Genomic DNA, 16,772 nt, shown 5'->3' on the forward strand with positions numbered 1-16,772 from the left:
CTTAATTTACTTTTTCTCGTCGGAAGATACGTTTATTTAGTTTATAGGAAAAGCCAATGGTTACAAATTCTTTGATTTGCCATCTGGGCTCCAGGATATCACTTCCATCAGCCCTTTCTCCCACCTTGAATTTCACATTATCGTCGTATATAAAATGCAACATTGCCCGAAGATTGATAAAATCGTTCAATTTCATTACGAAATTATTTTCCCAATCAACATCGAATTTTGAAAAAGGGGAGCTGTAATTGATGAACATCTTATACTTCATCTGATAAGAAATATCAGGCGTTATGTCTGTTTTATACGAAACATCGGCATTTAAACCCGGTTCCCAATAGCGTTTCTTTCCTTTATCAATTCCAAACTTAGTTGGGTCCACCTCAGCGGTGTCTCTCACATAAACCGTTTTGGATGTAAAAGGTGAAAGGAACAGCGAAAAGTTTTTGTTCGGTTTATAATCTAAACCAATCTTAATCAATGTTTTTGTCGGAGCTAAAAATGCTGAAATTTTAGTCTCTTTATCTGGGTAATTATAACCGTTAAACAGCTGAGTTTGAAAATCGATCTCCGCACTATAATACCATTTTTTAAAGGCACTTAATCCATAACGCGAGATAAATTCAAATTTATCATCATTCTTCTGGATCACTCCTGATGGTTTTATCCAGCCATTTCGAAGTTCAATTGAGTTTTCCCACTTTACTTTTTTGTACGAATAATTCGCAAATCCTTTTAAAACCAGCAAAGTAGAAAGAGCACTCTTCCCACCCTTTTTCCAATTGCTCAGTGCAGTTTGAGAAAAACCAAAATTCCCATCGCCCCCTAAACTCCACGGAGTAATCACCTTATAGCGTTGATCAATTGAACGAAGGCTACTCTCGGGTTCAAACTGATCGAAATCGAAAGCCTTTGTTTGTTGAGTTGAAAATCGCTTAAGGGTCACGGCATCATCAATAAAAATCTGCATCGAGTTTTTACCATCATTATGAATACGGATACCCAAGGAATCCTTTTGCTCATTTTTTAGAAACATTCGGGTATAACGATTAGCATTATTGCGAAGGATAACTCTTGTTGAATCTCCTTCACTGTTTTTCACCCATATATTTACCGAATCCTTTTTAGCAAAATTGGTTAACACATCAATCTTTTTTGAGATCGAATCATTGATTGCCTTCATCACCGCCTGATTGTATTTTCTCAGTATTTCCCTGTTTTGAGCCCGAATTGAATCAACCAGATCAGCTTTTTCCTTTTGGACATATTCCTGAATATACTGAGTCCGATAAGCATCGCTGACTGAGTCTATATAAAAATTCAGCATATTATTATTATAATGAATACGGGCTTCTTCGAGCAGTATGCGTTTCAGACTATCCATTTTTTGCAGGCGTATAAAGTCTGCCGGACTACTAATAATTGAATCAGGAATTACATCAAACCCTTTTAAGCTATCGGGTAAAATGACAAGAGAATCTCTTAACAGGAAATCAACCTCATCCTTTGCCAGCAGATTCACTTTCTCATCCAGTTTTTCAAAAATTTCCTCAGGGACAGCAATCTCATCTTTTACGATTGTTGACCGAATGGATCGTTCCTTACGACTCAATTTCTCATCCAATTCCGTTTTCGACACATAGCCCGCTACTTCTAACGAATCGGAAACACGATCTATCGGCCGATAAAAAAAACTAGGATCATCTACCATGCGATACTTTTCAAGCTTGTACAGTATCGTATCGATATCTTCATCCTCAGCAAAGTGAACCAAGCCTTTCAGGCTTTTCCCAAGCTCATTATCGACTGGGATCCAATCGCTGTTCTGATATAAAAAATGGTTAAGGTAATCAACGCTGACTTGAACCGAATCAATTGAAGAACTTTTCTGGTTTCTAATAGGCGACTCTTCGGCCTTAGAAACGACACAAAAAACGACAAGGAAAAAAGTAACAGCTAGTATTAATCTGCTTCTCATAAACTAAAACGGGTTATATTGGCTTTTCTTAAAAACGACGCACACAAAAAAATCTTGTGCTCAACGCACAAAAATTAAGCCATTCGACTATTTCCAGGTAGAAAATGGATATTTTGCCAGATACGAATTATGATATTTCTCCTGACCGGTTACTTCCTTTGTGATCCAGATTGGCATTTCAAAAGACTCATCTTCAGCATCTAGCTCCAATTCTGCTAAAAATAGTCCTTTGTTGGCTCCCTTAAAAAAGTCAACTTCCCAAGTGCGATTATTTACGACAATATGGAAACGATCCTTTTCAACTGGTGGATACACAGCTAACTTTAATAGCTCTTCGGCATCATCAACCGGAATTTGATATTCAAACTCCGGTCTCGAAATTCCGTTTCCTCGTCCCTTTATTGTAAGGAAAGCCGCTTCATCGGTAATCCGAACACGAATTGTTCGATCCGGATCTGTTTGCAAGTAAGCTTGCACCATACTTATCTTTTTCACGGGCTTTTGAAGTAGCTCCTCATTAATCAGGAACTTCCTTTCTATTTCTATTGCCATAATTTTGTTGATTCTTCTCCGCAAAAATACACTTCAGCCGGGCATTATAAGAATTAAAAGATCAAATAATTCTTAATAAGCACGATGACGCCACAAATCACTTCAACGATGGGGTAAATAACTAAACTATGCTGCAAAACAGATTACTATTTTAATATTCTGACAAATGTCTCTATATAAATCGATTCACCCTTCTTAATTTTACCACTAAAGTGCACAAATGATCTTTACTTACACTCTAAAAAAAGCAAAGTCATCAACGGACCCGACCCAGCCTTTTATTAGGCGTTTTTTCAAACAACTACTATTATCATCGTTTAAAAACCAATAACTCAATCTACATGGATCCAGTACAAGATCTGATTAAAAATCTGGCAAGCCAACACGGAAGAAATCGAACCAATTTATTGCCAATTTTACAAGGCGTTGTCGAACAGGAAAAATATCTGTCGGAGTATTCGATGATTGAAATTGCCCGTGAACTGGACATGCCTGCAGCTGATGTTTATGGCACGGCGACGTTCTATTCGTTTCTCGAATATCAAAAAATGGGTACTTATATTATTCGGGTATGCAAAACAATCACTTGTTCGATGAAAGGCAAAAACCAAATTCTACTAACCATTGAAAACATGTTGAAAATTGGCATGGGTGAGACCACGCCAGACGGTAAATTTTCGCTACTACAAACCAACTGTCTGGGTTGGTGCCACAAGGCTCCGGCAATGCTGATCAATAACGAAGTGTACACGGAACTTACTCCTGAGTCTGTCAGAGATATTTTAACCCAGTACCTTAAAAAATAAATACAACATTATGGTTGCAGCAACATATCAATTAAAAAGAGCCGATTTCATTTTTAAAAATGACAACGACTGGAAAAAAATTCTCGACAAAACCTTAAAGAGACCCGCTCAGGAACTGATTAACGAATTGATGAGTTCAGAACTTAAGGGGCGCGGAGGAGCAGGATTTCCGACCGGCTTAAAATGGAAATTAACAGCCGAAGACCAATCGGATAAAAAATACGTGATTTGCAATGCCGACGAAGGAGAACCGGGAACATTCAAAGACCGCGAAATCCTTTCGGAGGTTCCCTATAAAGTGCTAACTGCGATGGCTGTTTGCGCCCATGTTGTTAATTCGCAAGAAGGTTTTATTTACCTGCGTGGCGAATATAAATTTCTGGTTCCCGAATTAACAAAAGTAATTGGCGAGTTTGAACACTACTGCAAAAAAGCAGGTCTCAATTTTAAGGTGAAAATATTCCTTGGCAGCGGAGCCTACATTTGCGGCGAGGAAACAGCACTTTTTGAGTCGATGGAAGGAAAGCGGGGTGAACCTCGCAACAAACCACCCTACCCGACATCATTCGGTTATCAGGGAAAAGCCACAGTTGTGAATAATGTTGAAACCCTGGCACACGCTTTTACCATTTTCAAGTACGGAGCAAAAAAATTCTACGACCTGGGCGTGCAGTATTCTCGTGGTTCAAAGCTATTTTCCGTTTCGGGCGATACACCAAAGCCAGGTATTTACGAGCTGGAATTGGGAATGAGCTTGCAGGATTTTGTAACTGAATTTGGCGATGGCGACACCAAGGCCGTTCAGGTTGGCGGAGCATCCGGTTTTTTGGTCCCCCGCAAACGCTTCGGAAAAACAACAATTGGCTACCGGGGAAAACTCACCGGCATTTCATTACCCACCGGAGGCTCCATGATGCTGTTTAATAGCTCTCGTTCGATGTACAATGTACTAGACAATTACCTGGATTTTTTTCGCGAGGAAAGTTGCGGACAATGCACCCCTTGCCGCGTGGGTTGCCAGCAACTTCACAGTGGAATAAAAGCAGTAAAAAGAGGTGAAAAACCGGCTCAATATCTCAACAAACTCCTGAAGCTTACCGAAACCATGCAACTGACGGCCAAGTGCGGGCTGGGGCAATCAGTTGCCAATTCGTTCAGTTCCATTGTCGAAAATTTCAGGGAAGAAATGATTTACTAATACCAAAAGGAAAAACAATGAGTAATCAAATAAATGTCACGATTAATGGTTTTCAGTTTGAAATTGAAAAAGGAAAAACAATACTGGATGCTGCAAACAAAGCCGGAATAATTATTCCAACACTCTGCTACCACAAAGACCTTTGCATTGCCGGAAATTGCCGGGTGTGCGTGGTTGAAGTTACCGGACAGAAGCGGCTGGCCGCTGCATGCGCTACTCCTTGTGAGGAAGAAATGGAAATTCACACCAATAGTTTGAAAGTAAGAAACTCGCGCAAACACATCATCGAATTATTACTTTCTGAACACAATGCTGATTGCACCAGGTGCTACAAAAACGGAAATTGCGAGCTACAGACGCTAGCTTCGGAATATAAAATAATGACGCAGGACTTTTTGCGACTAGCTCCCCTGAAAAATTATACCATCGACCAGTTTTCACCTTCAATCATAAAAGACGACAGCAAGTGCATTCGTTGCCAGCGTTGCGTTCGCACTTGTGCTGAAATGCAAGGGGTGAATGCGCTCACGGTTGCTTATAAAGGCGATGAAATGAAGATTGCTACCTTTTTTGAAAAAGCAATGAATGAGGTGGTGTGCACCAATTGCGGGCAGTGTGTTAATCATTGCCCTACCGGTGCCTTGGTTGAACACAACTATATTGAGGAAGTTTGGGATGCCATTTCTGATCCACAAAAGCATGTGGTTGTTCAAACAGCTCCGGCCATACGTGTTGGACTTGGCGAAGAACTCGGACTGGAGGTTGGCGAACGGGTGACAGGCAAAATGGTATCAGCACTCAAACGGCTGGGGTTTAACTCAGTTATGGATACCGATTTTACAGCCGACCTCACGATTATTGAAGAAGGAACAGAACTTCTAAACAGGCTCAAAAAAGTGGTTGCAGAAAAAAACGATCAAGTGAAGCTTCCGCTGGCAACGTCTTGTTCTCCAGGCTGGATCAAATACATTGAGCACATGTACCCCGAGTTTTTGGAGAACCTTTCAACGTGTAAGTCGCCTCAACAAATGTTCGGAGCACTTGTGAAAACATACTATGCAAAAGCCAATAAAATCGATCCCAACAAAATTGTTTCAGTCTCAATCATGCCTTGCACAGCCAAAAAATTTGAAGCCAATCGACCCGAAATGCACGACAGTGGTTTTCGCGATGTTGACTATGTGCTGACCACCCGTGAGTTGGCTATTATGATCAAGCAAGCGGGTATCAATTTCGCCAAACTTCCCGATGCCAAATACGACCGTCTTATGGGAGAATCGACAGGAGCCGGTGCTATCTTTGGAGCTACCGGCGGAGTAATGGAAGCTGCGCTACGAACTGCCTACGAATTAGTTACCGGCCGCGAGGTCCCATTTAAAAACCTCGACATCATTCCTGTGCGGGGTATGGAGGGCGTTAAAGAAGCCAGCATTAAAATTGATCATCCATTAAAAGAGTGGAGTTTCCTGGATGGTATTGAACTGAAATGCGCAGTAGCACACGGATTGGTGAATGCGAAAAAAGTAATGGACGCCGTAAAAAACGGAACTAACGACTATCATTTTATTGAAATAATGGCTTGCCCGGGAGGATGCCTGGGAGGCGGAGGACAGCCGATTCCTACAAGTCCAGAGATCAGGCAAAAAAGGACTGAAGCAATTTATGCCGAAGATAAAAGCATGCCCTTGCGAAAGTCTCACGAAAATCCTGAAGTACTTAAAATTTATCAAGACTATCTGGGCGAGCCGCTGGGGGCAAAATCTCATCTTTTACTACACACGAAGTATACTCCAAGAGATCGCTTTTAAAGAAAATTCTTCGAGTCAGCCTTCTATTCTCTTTTGCATAAAGGCTGACTCTTTTAATTAATTACCCGCTTTCCTGCTTGGCACAAACCGATAGTTTAATCGAAAAGTAGCTAAAAACGGATGCATTCCAGGCGGATTTTCACAATCACCTAACAACAGTAACCGATAGGCAGATCGACCAATAAAGAAAGACGAACCGCAAAATTGTTCTTCCTTTAAAACTCATTTTCATCCAAACTTTTTTGTTAATTCTACGTTACCTAAATGTTAACTATAATAAAACAAAAAAGGTCAATGCCATCTATTACATACATATCTCCAATTGGATTGCTGCAGATTAATTCATCAGAAAACGCTATCTCTCGAATTCATTTCACGGAACACGAAGTCAATACAACCGATTTCTGTCCAAAACTAAAAAAGCTAATCACTGAGCAATTTGACGAGTACTTTGCGGGTCGTTTATTCCAATTCGATTTGCCAATTCAGCCATCGGGAACCGAATTTCAACTAAGAGTTTGGAAACAATTGGAAGCAGTTGAGTACGGACGACAAATTACCTATAGTGAGTTGGCAGACCTACTTAGCGATAAAAAGCTGGTGCGAGCCGTGGGAGGAGCCAATGCCAAAAATCCGCTTTCAATCGTTGTTCCTTGCCATCGGGTAATTGGGCGCCATAATAAGCTTGTGGGTTATGCCGGGGGAGTTTGGCGGAAAAAATGGTTACTGCGTCACGAAATGGAGAATGCCAATTATAAAGAAACGTTGTTCTAATCAATGGGAAGTGCTTCAATTTTGAGCAGTTCGCCCTTTAAAATGTTTGGAATCGCCCCACTCTCCGTAGCCAATTTCGCTGCCGGCCATTTCAATTCGAGCCTCCAGGCAATTGCGGCAAAGTTCTGCATCTTCGTCCAAACACGGTTTATCTTCATATAACTGATATTCCTTCCGGAAATCGCAAGGAGTCAGATTTGGCATAATCACGTTAGCTCCTATTTTCAGGGCTTTTTCTCTTCCCACCGGATCAATCGCCTGCAATGCTGTAGCAGCAGCAATATTAATATCTGGCATGAGCAATCGCAAAACAGCAATCATTTTCAAAGCTAAATCAAAGCGCTCCTGCTTAGTTGCCAACTGCTCACGAAATTGATAAAGGGGTGTATCTTCATGCTCAATATAGGGCCCCATGCCAACCATATCGACATCCAGTTTTTTAAGAAAAAGCAAGTCTTCTGCCAAGTGGCCGATCTCCTGAAAAGGTAAGCCGATCATCACTCCGGTTCCTACCTGATACCCACACTCTTTTAACAAATTGAGACATTCAAGTCGCTTTTCAAAGGAGTGCAACGAATTATTGGGATGAATTTTTTGATATAACTCTGCATTTGAACTTTCAATACGCAACAAATACCGATGAGCTCCACTATTAAACCAACGTTGATAAGTTTTGGGAGTCTGCTCTCCGCATGAAAGCGTAATTCCCAACTCGTCATTTGACAATCTTTTGATGGATTTCACCAAGCGATCAACCCGATTGATAAACACCGGTGACGACAACTCACCCGATTGCAGAACGACTGAGCCAAAACGGTTCTCCCACGCAAAACGGCAAGCGCCCAATATCTCATCGTCGCTAGCTTCGTAACGAACAACCTTTTCGTTACTCTTTCTGATTCCACAATAAAGGCAGTCTTTGGAGCAGATATTAGAGAATTCAACCAATCCACGGAAAAATACTTTCTTTCCGACCACTTTTAGTTTCTTTGCCTGAGCAGCCTCAAACAGCAATTGCCGATCCTGCCCTTCTGCTTCCAACAGAGTTAATAAATCAGCTTTCGAAAATGATTTCTGACCAACGATTTCCTGTACATTTCTCACCCTGCGAAGATAAACTTTTCAAAAATCTCAACATGCAGAATAGTCATATTCTTTTCCCAAACTAAACTCAAAGAAAACTTGCAGTATTTCTATTTAAATGCTCTTCATGAAAAATCGAAAGTTTTTATTCATATTCAATTTAAATAGGTCTGTTGTTTGATACAATATGACCAAACTATTGTAGTTTTGCAGCGAAACCTGCGGGAAGGTCAACAGACTGACTTCAAGGGGGAACTACTAAATATCCATCAGTTACAACTACTGTTCTTTGTCATGAGCGGTATTTTGTATTGCTACTCCCCTATTCCTGCACAAAAAAAAGATCATGAATACACAGAATCGTCTAGGTTTTGTAGGAATAATTATTGAAGATCGTGAACAGTCAGCAGGTGTTGTAAACCAAATACTTAGCGAGCATGCCGACTTAATTCTTGCCCGAACAGGCATTCCCAAAATAAAAGGGAATACATCAGTTATCACATTAGTTGTAAACAGCAACACCGACGAAATAGGCAAACTAACCGGTCGTCTGGGAGCTATCAATGGCGTTCAGGTAAAATCAGGACTAGCAAAAAAATAAAATGATGCATACAACAACACAGTCGTTCATCAACGAACAAGAAATAAGCAATATCCTTGACAAACACAGCAATCCCTCAGCTGAAGCGGTCAACGATATTTTAGCAAAAGCCAGAGAAATGAAAGGCTTAAATTTACAAGATGTGGCCGCACTGGCAAGCATGAGTGATCCGGTGCAATTGCAAGAACTTTTCGAAACAGCAAACCATATTAAAGACACCATTTATGGAAAGCGGTTGGTTATTTTTGCCCCACTGTACATCTCAAACCTGTGCGCGAACGAATGTACCTACTGTGCGTTTCGCGCTAAAAACAAGGGCATCGTGCGGCGCTCGTTAACTCAGCCCGAGATTGTTAAGGAAACAGAAATGCTGATCAAACAAGGACACAAACGGGTACTTCTGGTAGCGGGTGAATCCTATCCAAACAACGACTTTCAATATGTACTGGATTCTGTTCGCTCAGTATACGAAGCCAGGCAAAACAATGCCGAAATAAGACGGGTGAATGTAAACGTCGCTCCACTCACAGTCGATCAATTCAAATTACTTAAAAATGAAAAGATTGGCACTTACCAGATTTTTCAGGAAACTTACCACCAGCCAACCTACAAAAAGGTGCATACCGGTGGACTAAAAATGAACTACGACTGGCGTGTAACGGCCTTGCATCGTGCGATGGAAGCAGGAATCGACGATGTCGGTATTGGCGTTCTGTTAGGACTATATGATTACCGCTTCGACTTGTTGGCAATGATGCAACACATTACAGAACTGGAGCGAGCTTTCGGTGTTGGACCACACACGATTAGTGTTCCACGTATAGAACCGGCAACAGGTTCCGACATGGCCTCAAATCCACCCTATGCGATCAGCGATTTCGAATTTCGGAAGATAGTAGCTATTCTTCGCCTGGCTGTTCCCTACACCGGCATCATCATGTCGACACGGGAAAATGCAAAAACACGAACGGAAACATTCTCACTAGGTGTGTCGCAAATATCTGCCGGCAGCCGAACCAACCCCGGAGGATATGAACACGACGATGAGATTTCCGGCCAATTTAGTCTGGGTGATCACCGCTCGTTAGATGAAGTTATTCGCGATGTTGCTCAAATGGGTTATATACCCTCATTTTGTACCGGATGTTATCGGTTAGGCCGGACAGGACAGGATTTCATGGATATCGCCAAACCCGGAGCGATAAAAGCACACTGCGGTCCAAACGCTTTGTCGAGTTTTATGGAGTACCTCAATAATTATGCATCGCCCGAAACATATAAAACAGGTATTCAATTAATAGAAAACACCATTGCCGATCTGGAAGGACTACCAGCAGAAAGAGCCCGAAAATTGGTCGATCGGGTCAACCAAGGGCAGTCCGATGTCTTTTGTTAATGAACCAAAACTTGAAACTCAAACCATGACGACACGCACTGAAACTGACTTTTTAGGCTCAAAGGAAATCCCTATCGATGCGCTTTACGGCATTCACACCACACGAGCCTTAGAAAACTTTCAGCTAACACAACGTCCGGTTAATCCAGAATTGGTTAAAGCTTATGGCTGGGTAAAACTGGCTTGCGCGCAAATCAACCGAAAGCTGGGCTATTTGTCGGATGATGAAAATAGCGATGCCATTGAACGTGCTTGTCAGGAAATGGCCAACGGCCAGCTAACAGAGCATGTTCTTGTCGATGCGCTGCAAGGAGGCGCCGGAACGTCAACCAATATGAATGTGAATGAAGTGATTGCCAACCGCGCACTGCAGCTGGTAGGGAAACCGCTTGGTGATTATAAAACAATCTCTCCTCTCAACGAGATCAACCTGCATCAATCTACCAATGACACGTATCCAACCGCTTTAAAACTTGCCGCTATCTTTCTGCTTCGCCGATTGGAACAAGCAGTTTTAGAGCTACAGGAAACCTTTCAGCAAAAAGAAAAAGAGTTTGCCGATATCGTTAAACTCGGAAGAACACAACTGCAGGATGCTGTACTAACCACGCTGGGGCGCGAGATGGCCGCCTATGCCGAAGCATTCAACCGCGATCGCTGGCGGATTTACAAATGCGAAGAACGATTACGAGTAGTCAATTTGGGTGGAACAGCGATTGGCAGTGGTCTGGGTGCTCCACGTCAATTTATTTTTCAGGTAACCGACCGACTGCGGGAGCTTACAAACACATCGCTGGCACGAGCCGAAAATCTGGTTGAGAACACGCAGAATGCCGATGTTTTTGTTGAAGTATCCGGCATTTTAAAAGCTTGTGCCAGCAGCCTGATTAAAGTGTCTAACGACTTGCGCTTGTTATCCAGCGGCCCCGATGCCGGATTTGGAGAAATTAACCTTCCCCCGGTTCAGGCGGGCTCATCCATTATGCCCGGAAAAGTAAACCCCGTAATACCCGAAGCCACCATTCAGGCTGCTATGCAGGTCATTGGCAACGACACGGTAATTACACAGGCGGCGTCAAATGGCACGCTCGAACTCAATCAGTTTATGCCGACAATTGCTCATAACTTGCTTGAAAACCTACAATTATTAGAGCGAACAGTTATCAGCTTAAACAATAAATGCATACGGGGAATTACGGCCAATCCGGAAAAATGCAAAGAGCAGGTGCTAAATTCGACAGCCATGATTACCGCTATGATTCCGGCACTGGGTTATGCAAAATGCGCCCAAATTGTTCAACAGTCTCAAGATAAAAAAGTAAGTATTCGCCAGATTATTCTGACTGAAAAATTACTTACAGAACGTGAATTTGAAGCGCTGATCACTCCTGAAGCAATCAATAAATTAGGGTTTTAAGTAAGTTGGTTAAAAACAAAAATAATTCTAAATAAATGTTAAAGTTGTTTTTATTTAGAATTATTCTTAATAAATTGCTCCCGTTATAAACTTTAAAAAACGAGAAATTATGAAAAAGTTGATTTTAATGTTGGCAATTGTTTTCGCTTTTGGTGTATCAGCTAGTTACGCTGTTAATGTTCAAGAAACAAAAACTGAGCAAGTGAGCACAATGAGCAAGGATGATAAAGTGAAGAAAGAAGCAAAAGCTGACAAAAAAGAAGGATGTGAAAAGAAAAAAGATTGCAGCGAGAAAAAAGCTTGCTGTGAGAAGAAAGCTAGCTGCGATAAAAAAGCAAGCGACGACAAAGAATAAAACTTTTATAACATACTTCAGAAAGCCGGTTAACGCCGGCTTTTTTTATGGCCATTCGTGGTCAAAAGTCTCCTCCATATTTTTAACGTTTGCGTTTCCTGCAAAGCCAAAATTGTCACGTCTTAACCCCTAACAAATCATCCTGTTGCTATTGTGAGCAATCCTGCCAAGCTGGAAATACGTCAATAAGAGCAGCATCTCATCCACTCACAACAGAGACAATCACGATTATCGGAGACCTGCAAAGGATCAGGAGGGAAGCAAACAACTTCTGCCGGAAAATGCACGATCGAACAGACGTCCAGCCACGTGGAATAAGCTCGCTGCCTCACGGAACCATAGCTATTCTCTAAGTCAGAACAACAATTCCATAGAGAATATTTATGGTTCCAAAGGGAATAGTCTTGCTGACCGTTGGAATGGTCTTGCTGACCTATGGAATAGTCGTTCAGCAAGATGGAATAGCCTCGCTGCGCTGTGTCAGAAGGCCTCTGCGCGATGGAATAAGAGCTATTCCCAACATCAAAACCATACAAAAGCCTTATTGTTATTGGGAGAGGAAGCTTTTCAATCCGCTGCAGCGAGGGTCAAACTGGATTCGTATCTGCCACTTTTTGTTTTCTGCCGATCAACCAATAAAGAAGGGCTCCTACTGCAGATAGAAAAATCACAACAATCACCCAGATTAATTTATTATTTCCTTCAAAATTGCTTTTTAAAATATCTACAAGTGCAATCAGCGGAAGAATTAAAATAAATAAAAGAAAAAACAGAACTATTATTAGTTCTACTGCACTGATAAATCCAAGAATTATCATCATTATTTCAAATTATGGTTCATATTATGGTTTTAACATTCCTATCCCAAAACCAACAGACTCTCAACTAACAGACACCGATATGATCAAGCGAGCAGTTATTTCTTAACAATCTTTTGAGTCCACTTTTTAGTCTTGGTGTATATGGAAATAACGTACACTCCGGGATTTAAATAACTTAAATCAACATGATTCGGGTCATTCATCTTTATCTTATTGGTATTTCCATCAATATCTGTTATTTCTATTCTTTTTGCTTGAATACCTTCTATTTCAATTGTATCAATAAACGGATTAGGATAAACTTTGAAGCTTTCAGATTTTAAATTTTCAGCAGACAGCAAGTTAAAAAAATCTTCGCCTTGCCTTTCGACCTCTTGAATTAGATTTAAAGTGATGGAATCGCATTTTGACTGGTAATCTATAACATAGCCAATTTCTTTCTTTCGAAGAATCACTAATCGTTTTTCTGAAGATTCGATTCTGAAATAACTATCATCAGAATAAAAGTCGCCATTATACACAACGGTATTTATAAAAGTGGAATCTCCTTTTGAATCTAATCCGGTGAATTCGAATTTTTCCTTTCTAGCTTGAGTCGAAAATTTAGGTGTAAAAATGGTATCAATAGCTCCTGCTATATTTTGATCGTCTTTTATAATGGAATCTATTGATATACGATACTGCTCTCGAAAAATATTATAACGGAGATGAAAGCCATCAGTTAATAGTGAGTCATATTCTTCGATCGTCAATGTGTCGTTATGATTTACACTACAAATCAATACCACATCGCCATCAAGATACCATCTTGCAATATCGAAGCTTGAAATAACTCTGGCAGACTGTCCAAAACTGCAAAATACAAATATTAGAATGATTACACTGATCAGTCTTTTCATAAACCTAATGTTACATTCAAATTTGAAATGACTTTAGAAATATCCATGCAAAAAGGTGTTTATACCACCGAAAAAAGCTCTACGAATTTAACTATAACTTATTTACTAAACAATAATTTTTTTGTCGAGTTTTCAACATGGGTAGGCTAATTCCTCGCTGCTTGTGTTGTGGAAACAAATCGCCAAGAAAGCGTCATGCTGAAGCGAGTTCAGCATGACTCGAGTCCAATGGTTTCTGGTTGACACAATACTGGTTTTACTCCGTTTGATAAAAAAGTCCTTTATTCAATCCTTATTTTCTTCCCCAAAAACATTGATTAGCATCACGATCCTTTGTACTTTTCGGGCAAATTTGAATTGCATGAAAGCACCCAAATCATTTCGCTTGCACATCGGGCTTTTTGGCCGTCGCAATGTTGGTAAATCATCGATCCTGAATGCCCTGACCCAACAGGAAGTTTCCATTGTGTCGGACATTGCCGGAACTACGACCGACCCGGTAGAAAAGCCCATGGAACTATTACCTCTGGGACCGGTACTCTTTATCGACACCGCCGGAATTGACGACGAAGGGGCACTGGGCGAACAGCGAATTCAGAAAACGCGAGCGGTTTTCGACCGAACTGATTTGGCTATCCTTATTTCGAATAGCAACGACTGGGGGGAGTTTGAAGAAAAGACGCTTCAGGAATTGAAAGACCTGAACATTCCAATCATTGTCGTTTTTAACAAATCAGACTTGTACGACTCTGCTTTCGATACCATTAATATCCTCGAAAGTGTCAAGCTACCTGTTGTTGAAACATCGGCAACAACGAAGGCCGGAATTGCGGAATTGCGCCAAACGATATTGAAAAAAGCGCCCGAAGATTTCATCAACCGCCCCAGCATTGTCGCTGATTTAGTTGGCCCGGGCGAAGCTGCAATTCTGGTTGTCCCGATTGACAAAGAAGCTCCCAAAGGCCGATTGATTCTCCCGCAGGTACAGAGCATTCGTGACTTGCTGGATGGCGACTCGTTTTGCATGGTGGTGAAAGAACGTGAACTGCGCGAAGCCATTTCCAGATTTAACAAGCCGCCCAAACTGGTGGTAACCGACAGTCAGGCTTTTTTAAAAGTAGCTGCCGACACGCCTCCCGAAATTCCACTAACCAGCTTCTCCATTCTATTTGCCCGCCATCAGGGTGATTTGTCTGAAATGGTAAAAGGCGCTATGGCCATCGATAAGCTAAAAGCAGGCGACAAAGTGCTGATTGCCGAAGCTTGCTCGCACCACCCGATTGGCGAAGATATTGGCACGGTAAAAATACCGCGCTGGCTCACTCAATATGTTGGTGGCAAACTGGAAATTGAACATATGCGGGGACACGACTTTCCTCCAAACCTGAGTGACTATAAAATCATTATTCACTGTGGAGCATGCATGTGGAACCGTCGTGCAATGCTTTCGCGCATCATGAAAGCCAGGCAAGCCGGAGTTCCACTAACCAATTATGGGCTGACCATTGCCTATTCGTTGGGTATTTTTGAACGAGCTTTGCAACCTTTTCCTGCGGCACTGGAAGTATATAAGAACGGACGTTAAGAACTATTTTTTCCCGATTTAGACTTATGAGACTTCGTTTTGCTGTCGTAAATAATATAACCAACGAACAAGATCAAACTCAAAGCCGACACCCAAATTAAACCCGTTTTCAATCGATCGTTGTTTTCGCCAAAATAGCCAATCAAAGCAGCCAAAGGAAAGATTCCTGCTAATGTTGCACCAATAAACCGCCAATATCCCATTTGCAAAATGCCGCCTACAAAACTAATGGCATCGTTTGACAGAAAAGGAGCCAGGCGGGTGATAACAACTGCCCACACTCCGTATTTTTCAACGTAAAATTTTAATTGTTTTTCTTTCTGGTCTCCTATTAAACGAGCAATTGCTATTTCTCCCAGGTAGCGGCCGATCAGGTAGCCAATACTTGAAGCAACTGCTACGGCAGCCACGGAGATTAAAGTTCCCCAATAAGGGCCATAGGCCAGTACCGAAACAACCATGAGCAAAGGAGATGGAATAATGAGTAGAAACATCTGAAGCACCATTGCCAATATGATAAAAACCGGACCCCAAAAACCGAGCTTACCAACCCAGTTTGATATTCGCTGATTATTATCGCTGGTCAATATTTCAAAAGCCTCTTTGAAAAAGCTATTTACGTCTGGAACAGTGAAATAAAGTAATACAATCGAAAGTAATAATCCTAAACTCATGTAGAATGGCCACCGTCTTTGTTTCACACGCTTTTCCTGGTTATTCGTTGTCATTCAAACTCGTATTAATGAGATCCACTACCGATTACCAGAAGAATCCTGTAATAAAAGAAACTTCCTTTGCTTCTTTCAGCACCGATCCGCCTTCCAGCCAATTCGGAAAAACTTTACCCAACCCTTCAACCATAAATTGAATGGCAATTGCTGTTACAATAATTCCAAAAACCCGGGTAAATACGGTAAAAACAATATCATCAACCTTTTTCTCTAAAAACGGCGAAGACAAAAATACCAGAAACAGGATCAAGAACGTGACGAGAACAACGCCAATCAAAAAAGCATAATCAGTAGCAGATGTCGCTTTTGTACCAAATAAAATCACAGTTGTAATTGAGCCGGGACCAGCAAGCATGGGAATAACCAAAGGGACAAACACCTTATGGAAGCGTTGTTTGGCAACTGACATATTTGTCTTTCCATCTTCATTTCGGTCTGTCAATTGCGATGCCGATCCCTGAACCATGGAAATGCCTGTGTATAGCAGCAAAATCCCACCTGCGATCTTAAATACCTGCAAATTGATAGAAAAAACGTCAAGCAACAATCTGCCCGCTACCAAAAAAACAGACAAAATCATTACGGCAGACAAAATCAACAGAAAAGCAATCCGATGCCGAATAGAGCTGACGGCATCATTGGTCAGGTCACTCCATACCGGCCAAATTCCAATTGGGTTTACAATAGCGAACATGGCAACTAGGAAATTTAAATAGTAATCCCAATTCATATCATTTCTTCATGTATGTTTTCTCGCAAAATCATTTT

Annotated in this window: 16 protein-coding genes; 9 read left to right on the top strand and 7 right to left on the bottom strand. The window is 41.4% G+C overall.

All coding sequences use genetic code 11. The features are described 5' to 3' along the window. Position 1: 1 nt before the first annotated feature. Positions 2–1,978 (bottom strand): DUF3078 domain-containing protein, encoded by a 1,977-nt coding sequence (locus tag ACTB00_RS11940; protein ID WP_463300147.1) that lies wholly within the window; start codon positions 1,976–1,978, stop codon positions 2–4. An 87-nt stretch (positions 1,979–2,065) separates the two neighbouring features. Further along, positions 2,066–2,530, bottom strand: a complete 465-nt coding sequence (locus tag ACTB00_RS11945) for a CYTH domain-containing protein (protein WP_463300148.1) — start codon at positions 2,528–2,530, stop codon at positions 2,066–2,068. A 341-nt stretch (positions 2,531–2,871) separates the two neighbouring features. On the opposite strand from ACTB00_RS11945, the gene ACTB00_RS11950 reads away from it, so the two are divergent. From ACTB00_RS11950 to ACTB00_RS11965, 4 genes are all read left to right on the top strand, one after another. Next, positions 2,872–3,336, top strand: a complete 465-nt coding sequence (locus ACTB00_RS11950) for an NADH-quinone oxidoreductase subunit NuoE family protein (protein ID WP_463300149.1) — start codon at positions 2,872–2,874, stop codon at positions 3,334–3,336. A gap of 10 nt (positions 3,337–3,346) precedes the next feature. Next, positions 3,347–4,534, top strand: coding sequence for an NADH-ubiquinone oxidoreductase-F iron-sulfur binding region domain-containing protein (locus tag ACTB00_RS11955; protein ID WP_463300150.1), 1,188 nt, complete (start codon positions 3,347–3,349; stop codon positions 4,532–4,534). Between the two features lie 17 nt (positions 4,535–4,551). After that, positions 4,552–6,342, top strand: a complete 1,791-nt coding sequence (locus tag ACTB00_RS11960; protein ID WP_463300151.1) for an NADH-dependent [FeFe] hydrogenase, group A6 — start codon at positions 4,552–4,554, stop codon at positions 6,340–6,342. A 294-nt stretch (positions 6,343–6,636) separates the two neighbouring features. Continuing rightward, positions 6,637–7,116 (top strand): methylated-DNA--[protein]-cysteine S-methyltransferase, encoded by a 480-nt coding sequence (locus ACTB00_RS11965; protein ID WP_463300152.1) that lies wholly within the window; start codon positions 6,637–6,639, stop codon positions 7,114–7,116. A gap of 15 nt (positions 7,117–7,131) precedes the next feature. Here the strand turns inward: ACTB00_RS11965 and hydE are convergent, their stop codons facing one another. Beyond that, positions 7,132–8,220 carry a [FeFe] hydrogenase H-cluster radical SAM maturase HydE gene (gene hydE / locus ACTB00_RS11970; RefSeq protein ID WP_463300153.1) on the bottom strand — a complete coding sequence of 363 codons (1,089 nt, stop codon included), beginning with the start codon at positions 8,218–8,220 and terminating at the stop codon, positions 7,132–7,134. Between the two features lie 325 nt (positions 8,221–8,545). Between hydE and ACTB00_RS11975 the strand changes: the two genes are divergently transcribed. The 4 genes from ACTB00_RS11975 (at position 8,546) to ACTB00_RS11990 (ending at position 11,968) form a co-directional block, all read left to right on the top strand. Next, on the top strand, positions 8,546–8,800 hold the full coding sequence (locus tag ACTB00_RS11975) for a TM1266 family iron-only hydrogenase system putative regulator (RefSeq protein WP_463300154.1): 255 nt from the start codon (positions 8,546–8,548) through the stop codon (positions 8,798–8,800). Between the two features lies 1 nt (position 8,801). Then, on the top strand, positions 8,802–10,196 hold the full coding sequence (hydG, locus tag ACTB00_RS11980; RefSeq protein ID WP_463300155.1) for a [FeFe] hydrogenase H-cluster radical SAM maturase HydG: 1,395 nt from the start codon (positions 8,802–8,804) through the stop codon (positions 10,194–10,196). Positions 10,197–10,221: 25 nt separating this feature from the next. Then, the gene (locus ACTB00_RS11985) at positions 10,222–11,613 is read left to right on the top strand and encodes an aspartate ammonia-lyase (RefSeq protein ID WP_463300156.1); all 1,392 of its coding nucleotides are present in this window, start codon (positions 10,222–10,224) and stop codon (positions 11,611–11,613) included. Positions 11,614–11,722: 109 nt separating this feature from the next. Continuing rightward, positions 11,723–11,968 carry a hypothetical protein gene (locus ACTB00_RS11990; RefSeq protein ID WP_463300157.1) on the top strand — a complete coding sequence of 82 codons (246 nt, stop codon included), beginning with the start codon at positions 11,723–11,725 and terminating at the stop codon, positions 11,966–11,968. A gap of 587 nt (positions 11,969–12,555) precedes the next feature. On the opposite strand, the gene ACTB00_RS11995 is transcribed toward ACTB00_RS11990, so the two are convergent. Both ACTB00_RS11995 and ACTB00_RS12000 read right to left on the bottom strand, forming a co-directional pair. Beyond that, positions 12,556–12,789 carry a PLD nuclease N-terminal domain-containing protein gene (locus ACTB00_RS11995; RefSeq protein ID WP_463300158.1) on the bottom strand — a complete coding sequence of 78 codons (234 nt, stop codon included), beginning with the start codon at positions 12,787–12,789 and terminating at the stop codon, positions 12,556–12,558. A 95-nt stretch (positions 12,790–12,884) separates the two neighbouring features. After that, the gene (locus ACTB00_RS12000) at positions 12,885–13,688 is read right to left on the bottom strand and encodes a T9SS type A sorting domain-containing protein (RefSeq protein WP_463300159.1); all 804 of its coding nucleotides are present in this window, start codon (positions 13,686–13,688) and stop codon (positions 12,885–12,887) included. A gap of 361 nt (positions 13,689–14,049) precedes the next feature. On the opposite strand from ACTB00_RS12000, the gene hydF reads away from it, so the two are divergent. Next, on the top strand, positions 14,050–15,273 hold the full coding sequence (gene hydF, locus ACTB00_RS12005) for a [FeFe] hydrogenase H-cluster maturation GTPase HydF (protein WP_463300160.1): 1,224 nt from the start codon (positions 14,050–14,052) through the stop codon (positions 15,271–15,273). On the opposite strand, the gene ACTB00_RS12010 is transcribed toward hydF, so the two are convergent. Both ACTB00_RS12010 and ACTB00_RS12015 read right to left on the bottom strand, forming a co-directional pair. Further along, positions 15,270–16,001, bottom strand: a complete 732-nt coding sequence (locus tag ACTB00_RS12010; RefSeq protein ID WP_463300161.1) for a TVP38/TMEM64 family protein — start codon at positions 15,999–16,001, stop codon at positions 15,270–15,272. The genes hydF and ACTB00_RS12010 overlap by 4 nt on opposite strands. A 31-nt stretch (positions 16,002–16,032) precedes the next feature. Continuing rightward, positions 16,033–16,734, bottom strand: a complete 702-nt coding sequence (locus ACTB00_RS12015; protein WP_463300162.1) for a MarC family protein — start codon at positions 16,732–16,734, stop codon at positions 16,033–16,035. Between the last annotated feature and the right edge of the window lie 38 nt (positions 16,735–16,772).

Source organism: Sunxiuqinia sp. (assembly GCF_055140945.1).

Bases quoted from the DNA above. Each gene is read 5' to 3' on its own strand.
- ACTB00_RS11940 (WP_463300147.1), bottom strand. From the start codon at position 1,978: ATGAGAAGCAGATTAATACTAGCTGTTACTTTTTTCCTTGTCGTTTTT.
- ACTB00_RS11945 (WP_463300148.1), bottom strand. From the start codon at position 2,530: ATGGCAATAGAAATAGAAAGGAAGTTCCTGATTAATGAGGAGCTACTT.
- ACTB00_RS11950 (WP_463300149.1), top strand. From the start codon at position 2,872: ATGGATCCAGTACAAGATCTGATTAAAAATCTGGCAAGCCAACACGGA.
- ACTB00_RS11955 (WP_463300150.1), top strand. From the start codon at position 3,347: ATGGTTGCAGCAACATATCAATTAAAAAGAGCCGATTTCATTTTTAAA.
- ACTB00_RS11960 (WP_463300151.1), top strand. From the start codon at position 4,552: ATGAGTAATCAAATAAATGTCACGATTAATGGTTTTCAGTTTGAAATT.
- ACTB00_RS11965 (WP_463300152.1), top strand. From the start codon at position 6,637: ATGCCATCTATTACATACATATCTCCAATTGGATTGCTGCAGATTAAT.
- ACTB00_RS11975 (WP_463300154.1), top strand. From the start codon at position 8,546: ATGAATACACAGAATCGTCTAGGTTTTGTAGGAATAATTATTGAAGAT.
- hydG (WP_463300155.1), top strand. From the start codon at position 8,802: ATGATGCATACAACAACACAGTCGTTCATCAACGAACAAGAAATAAGC.
- ACTB00_RS11985 (WP_463300156.1), top strand. From the start codon at position 10,222: ATGACGACACGCACTGAAACTGACTTTTTAGGCTCAAAGGAAATCCCT.
- ACTB00_RS11990 (WP_463300157.1), top strand. From the start codon at position 11,723: ATGAAAAAGTTGATTTTAATGTTGGCAATTGTTTTCGCTTTTGGTGTA.
- ACTB00_RS11995 (WP_463300158.1), bottom strand. From the start codon at position 12,789: ATGATGATAATTCTTGGATTTATCAGTGCAGTAGAACTAATAATAGTT.
- ACTB00_RS12000 (WP_463300159.1), bottom strand. From the start codon at position 13,688: ATGAAAAGACTGATCAGTGTAATCATTCTAATATTTGTATTTTGCAGT.
- hydF (WP_463300160.1), top strand. From the start codon at position 14,050: ATGAAAGCACCCAAATCATTTCGCTTGCACATCGGGCTTTTTGGCCGT.
- ACTB00_RS12010 (WP_463300161.1), bottom strand. From the start codon at position 16,001: ATGACAACGAATAACCAGGAAAAGCGTGTGAAACAAAGACGGTGGCCA.
- ACTB00_RS12015 (WP_463300162.1), bottom strand. From the start codon at position 16,734: ATGAATTGGGATTACTATTTAAATTTCCTAGTTGCCATGTTCGCTATT.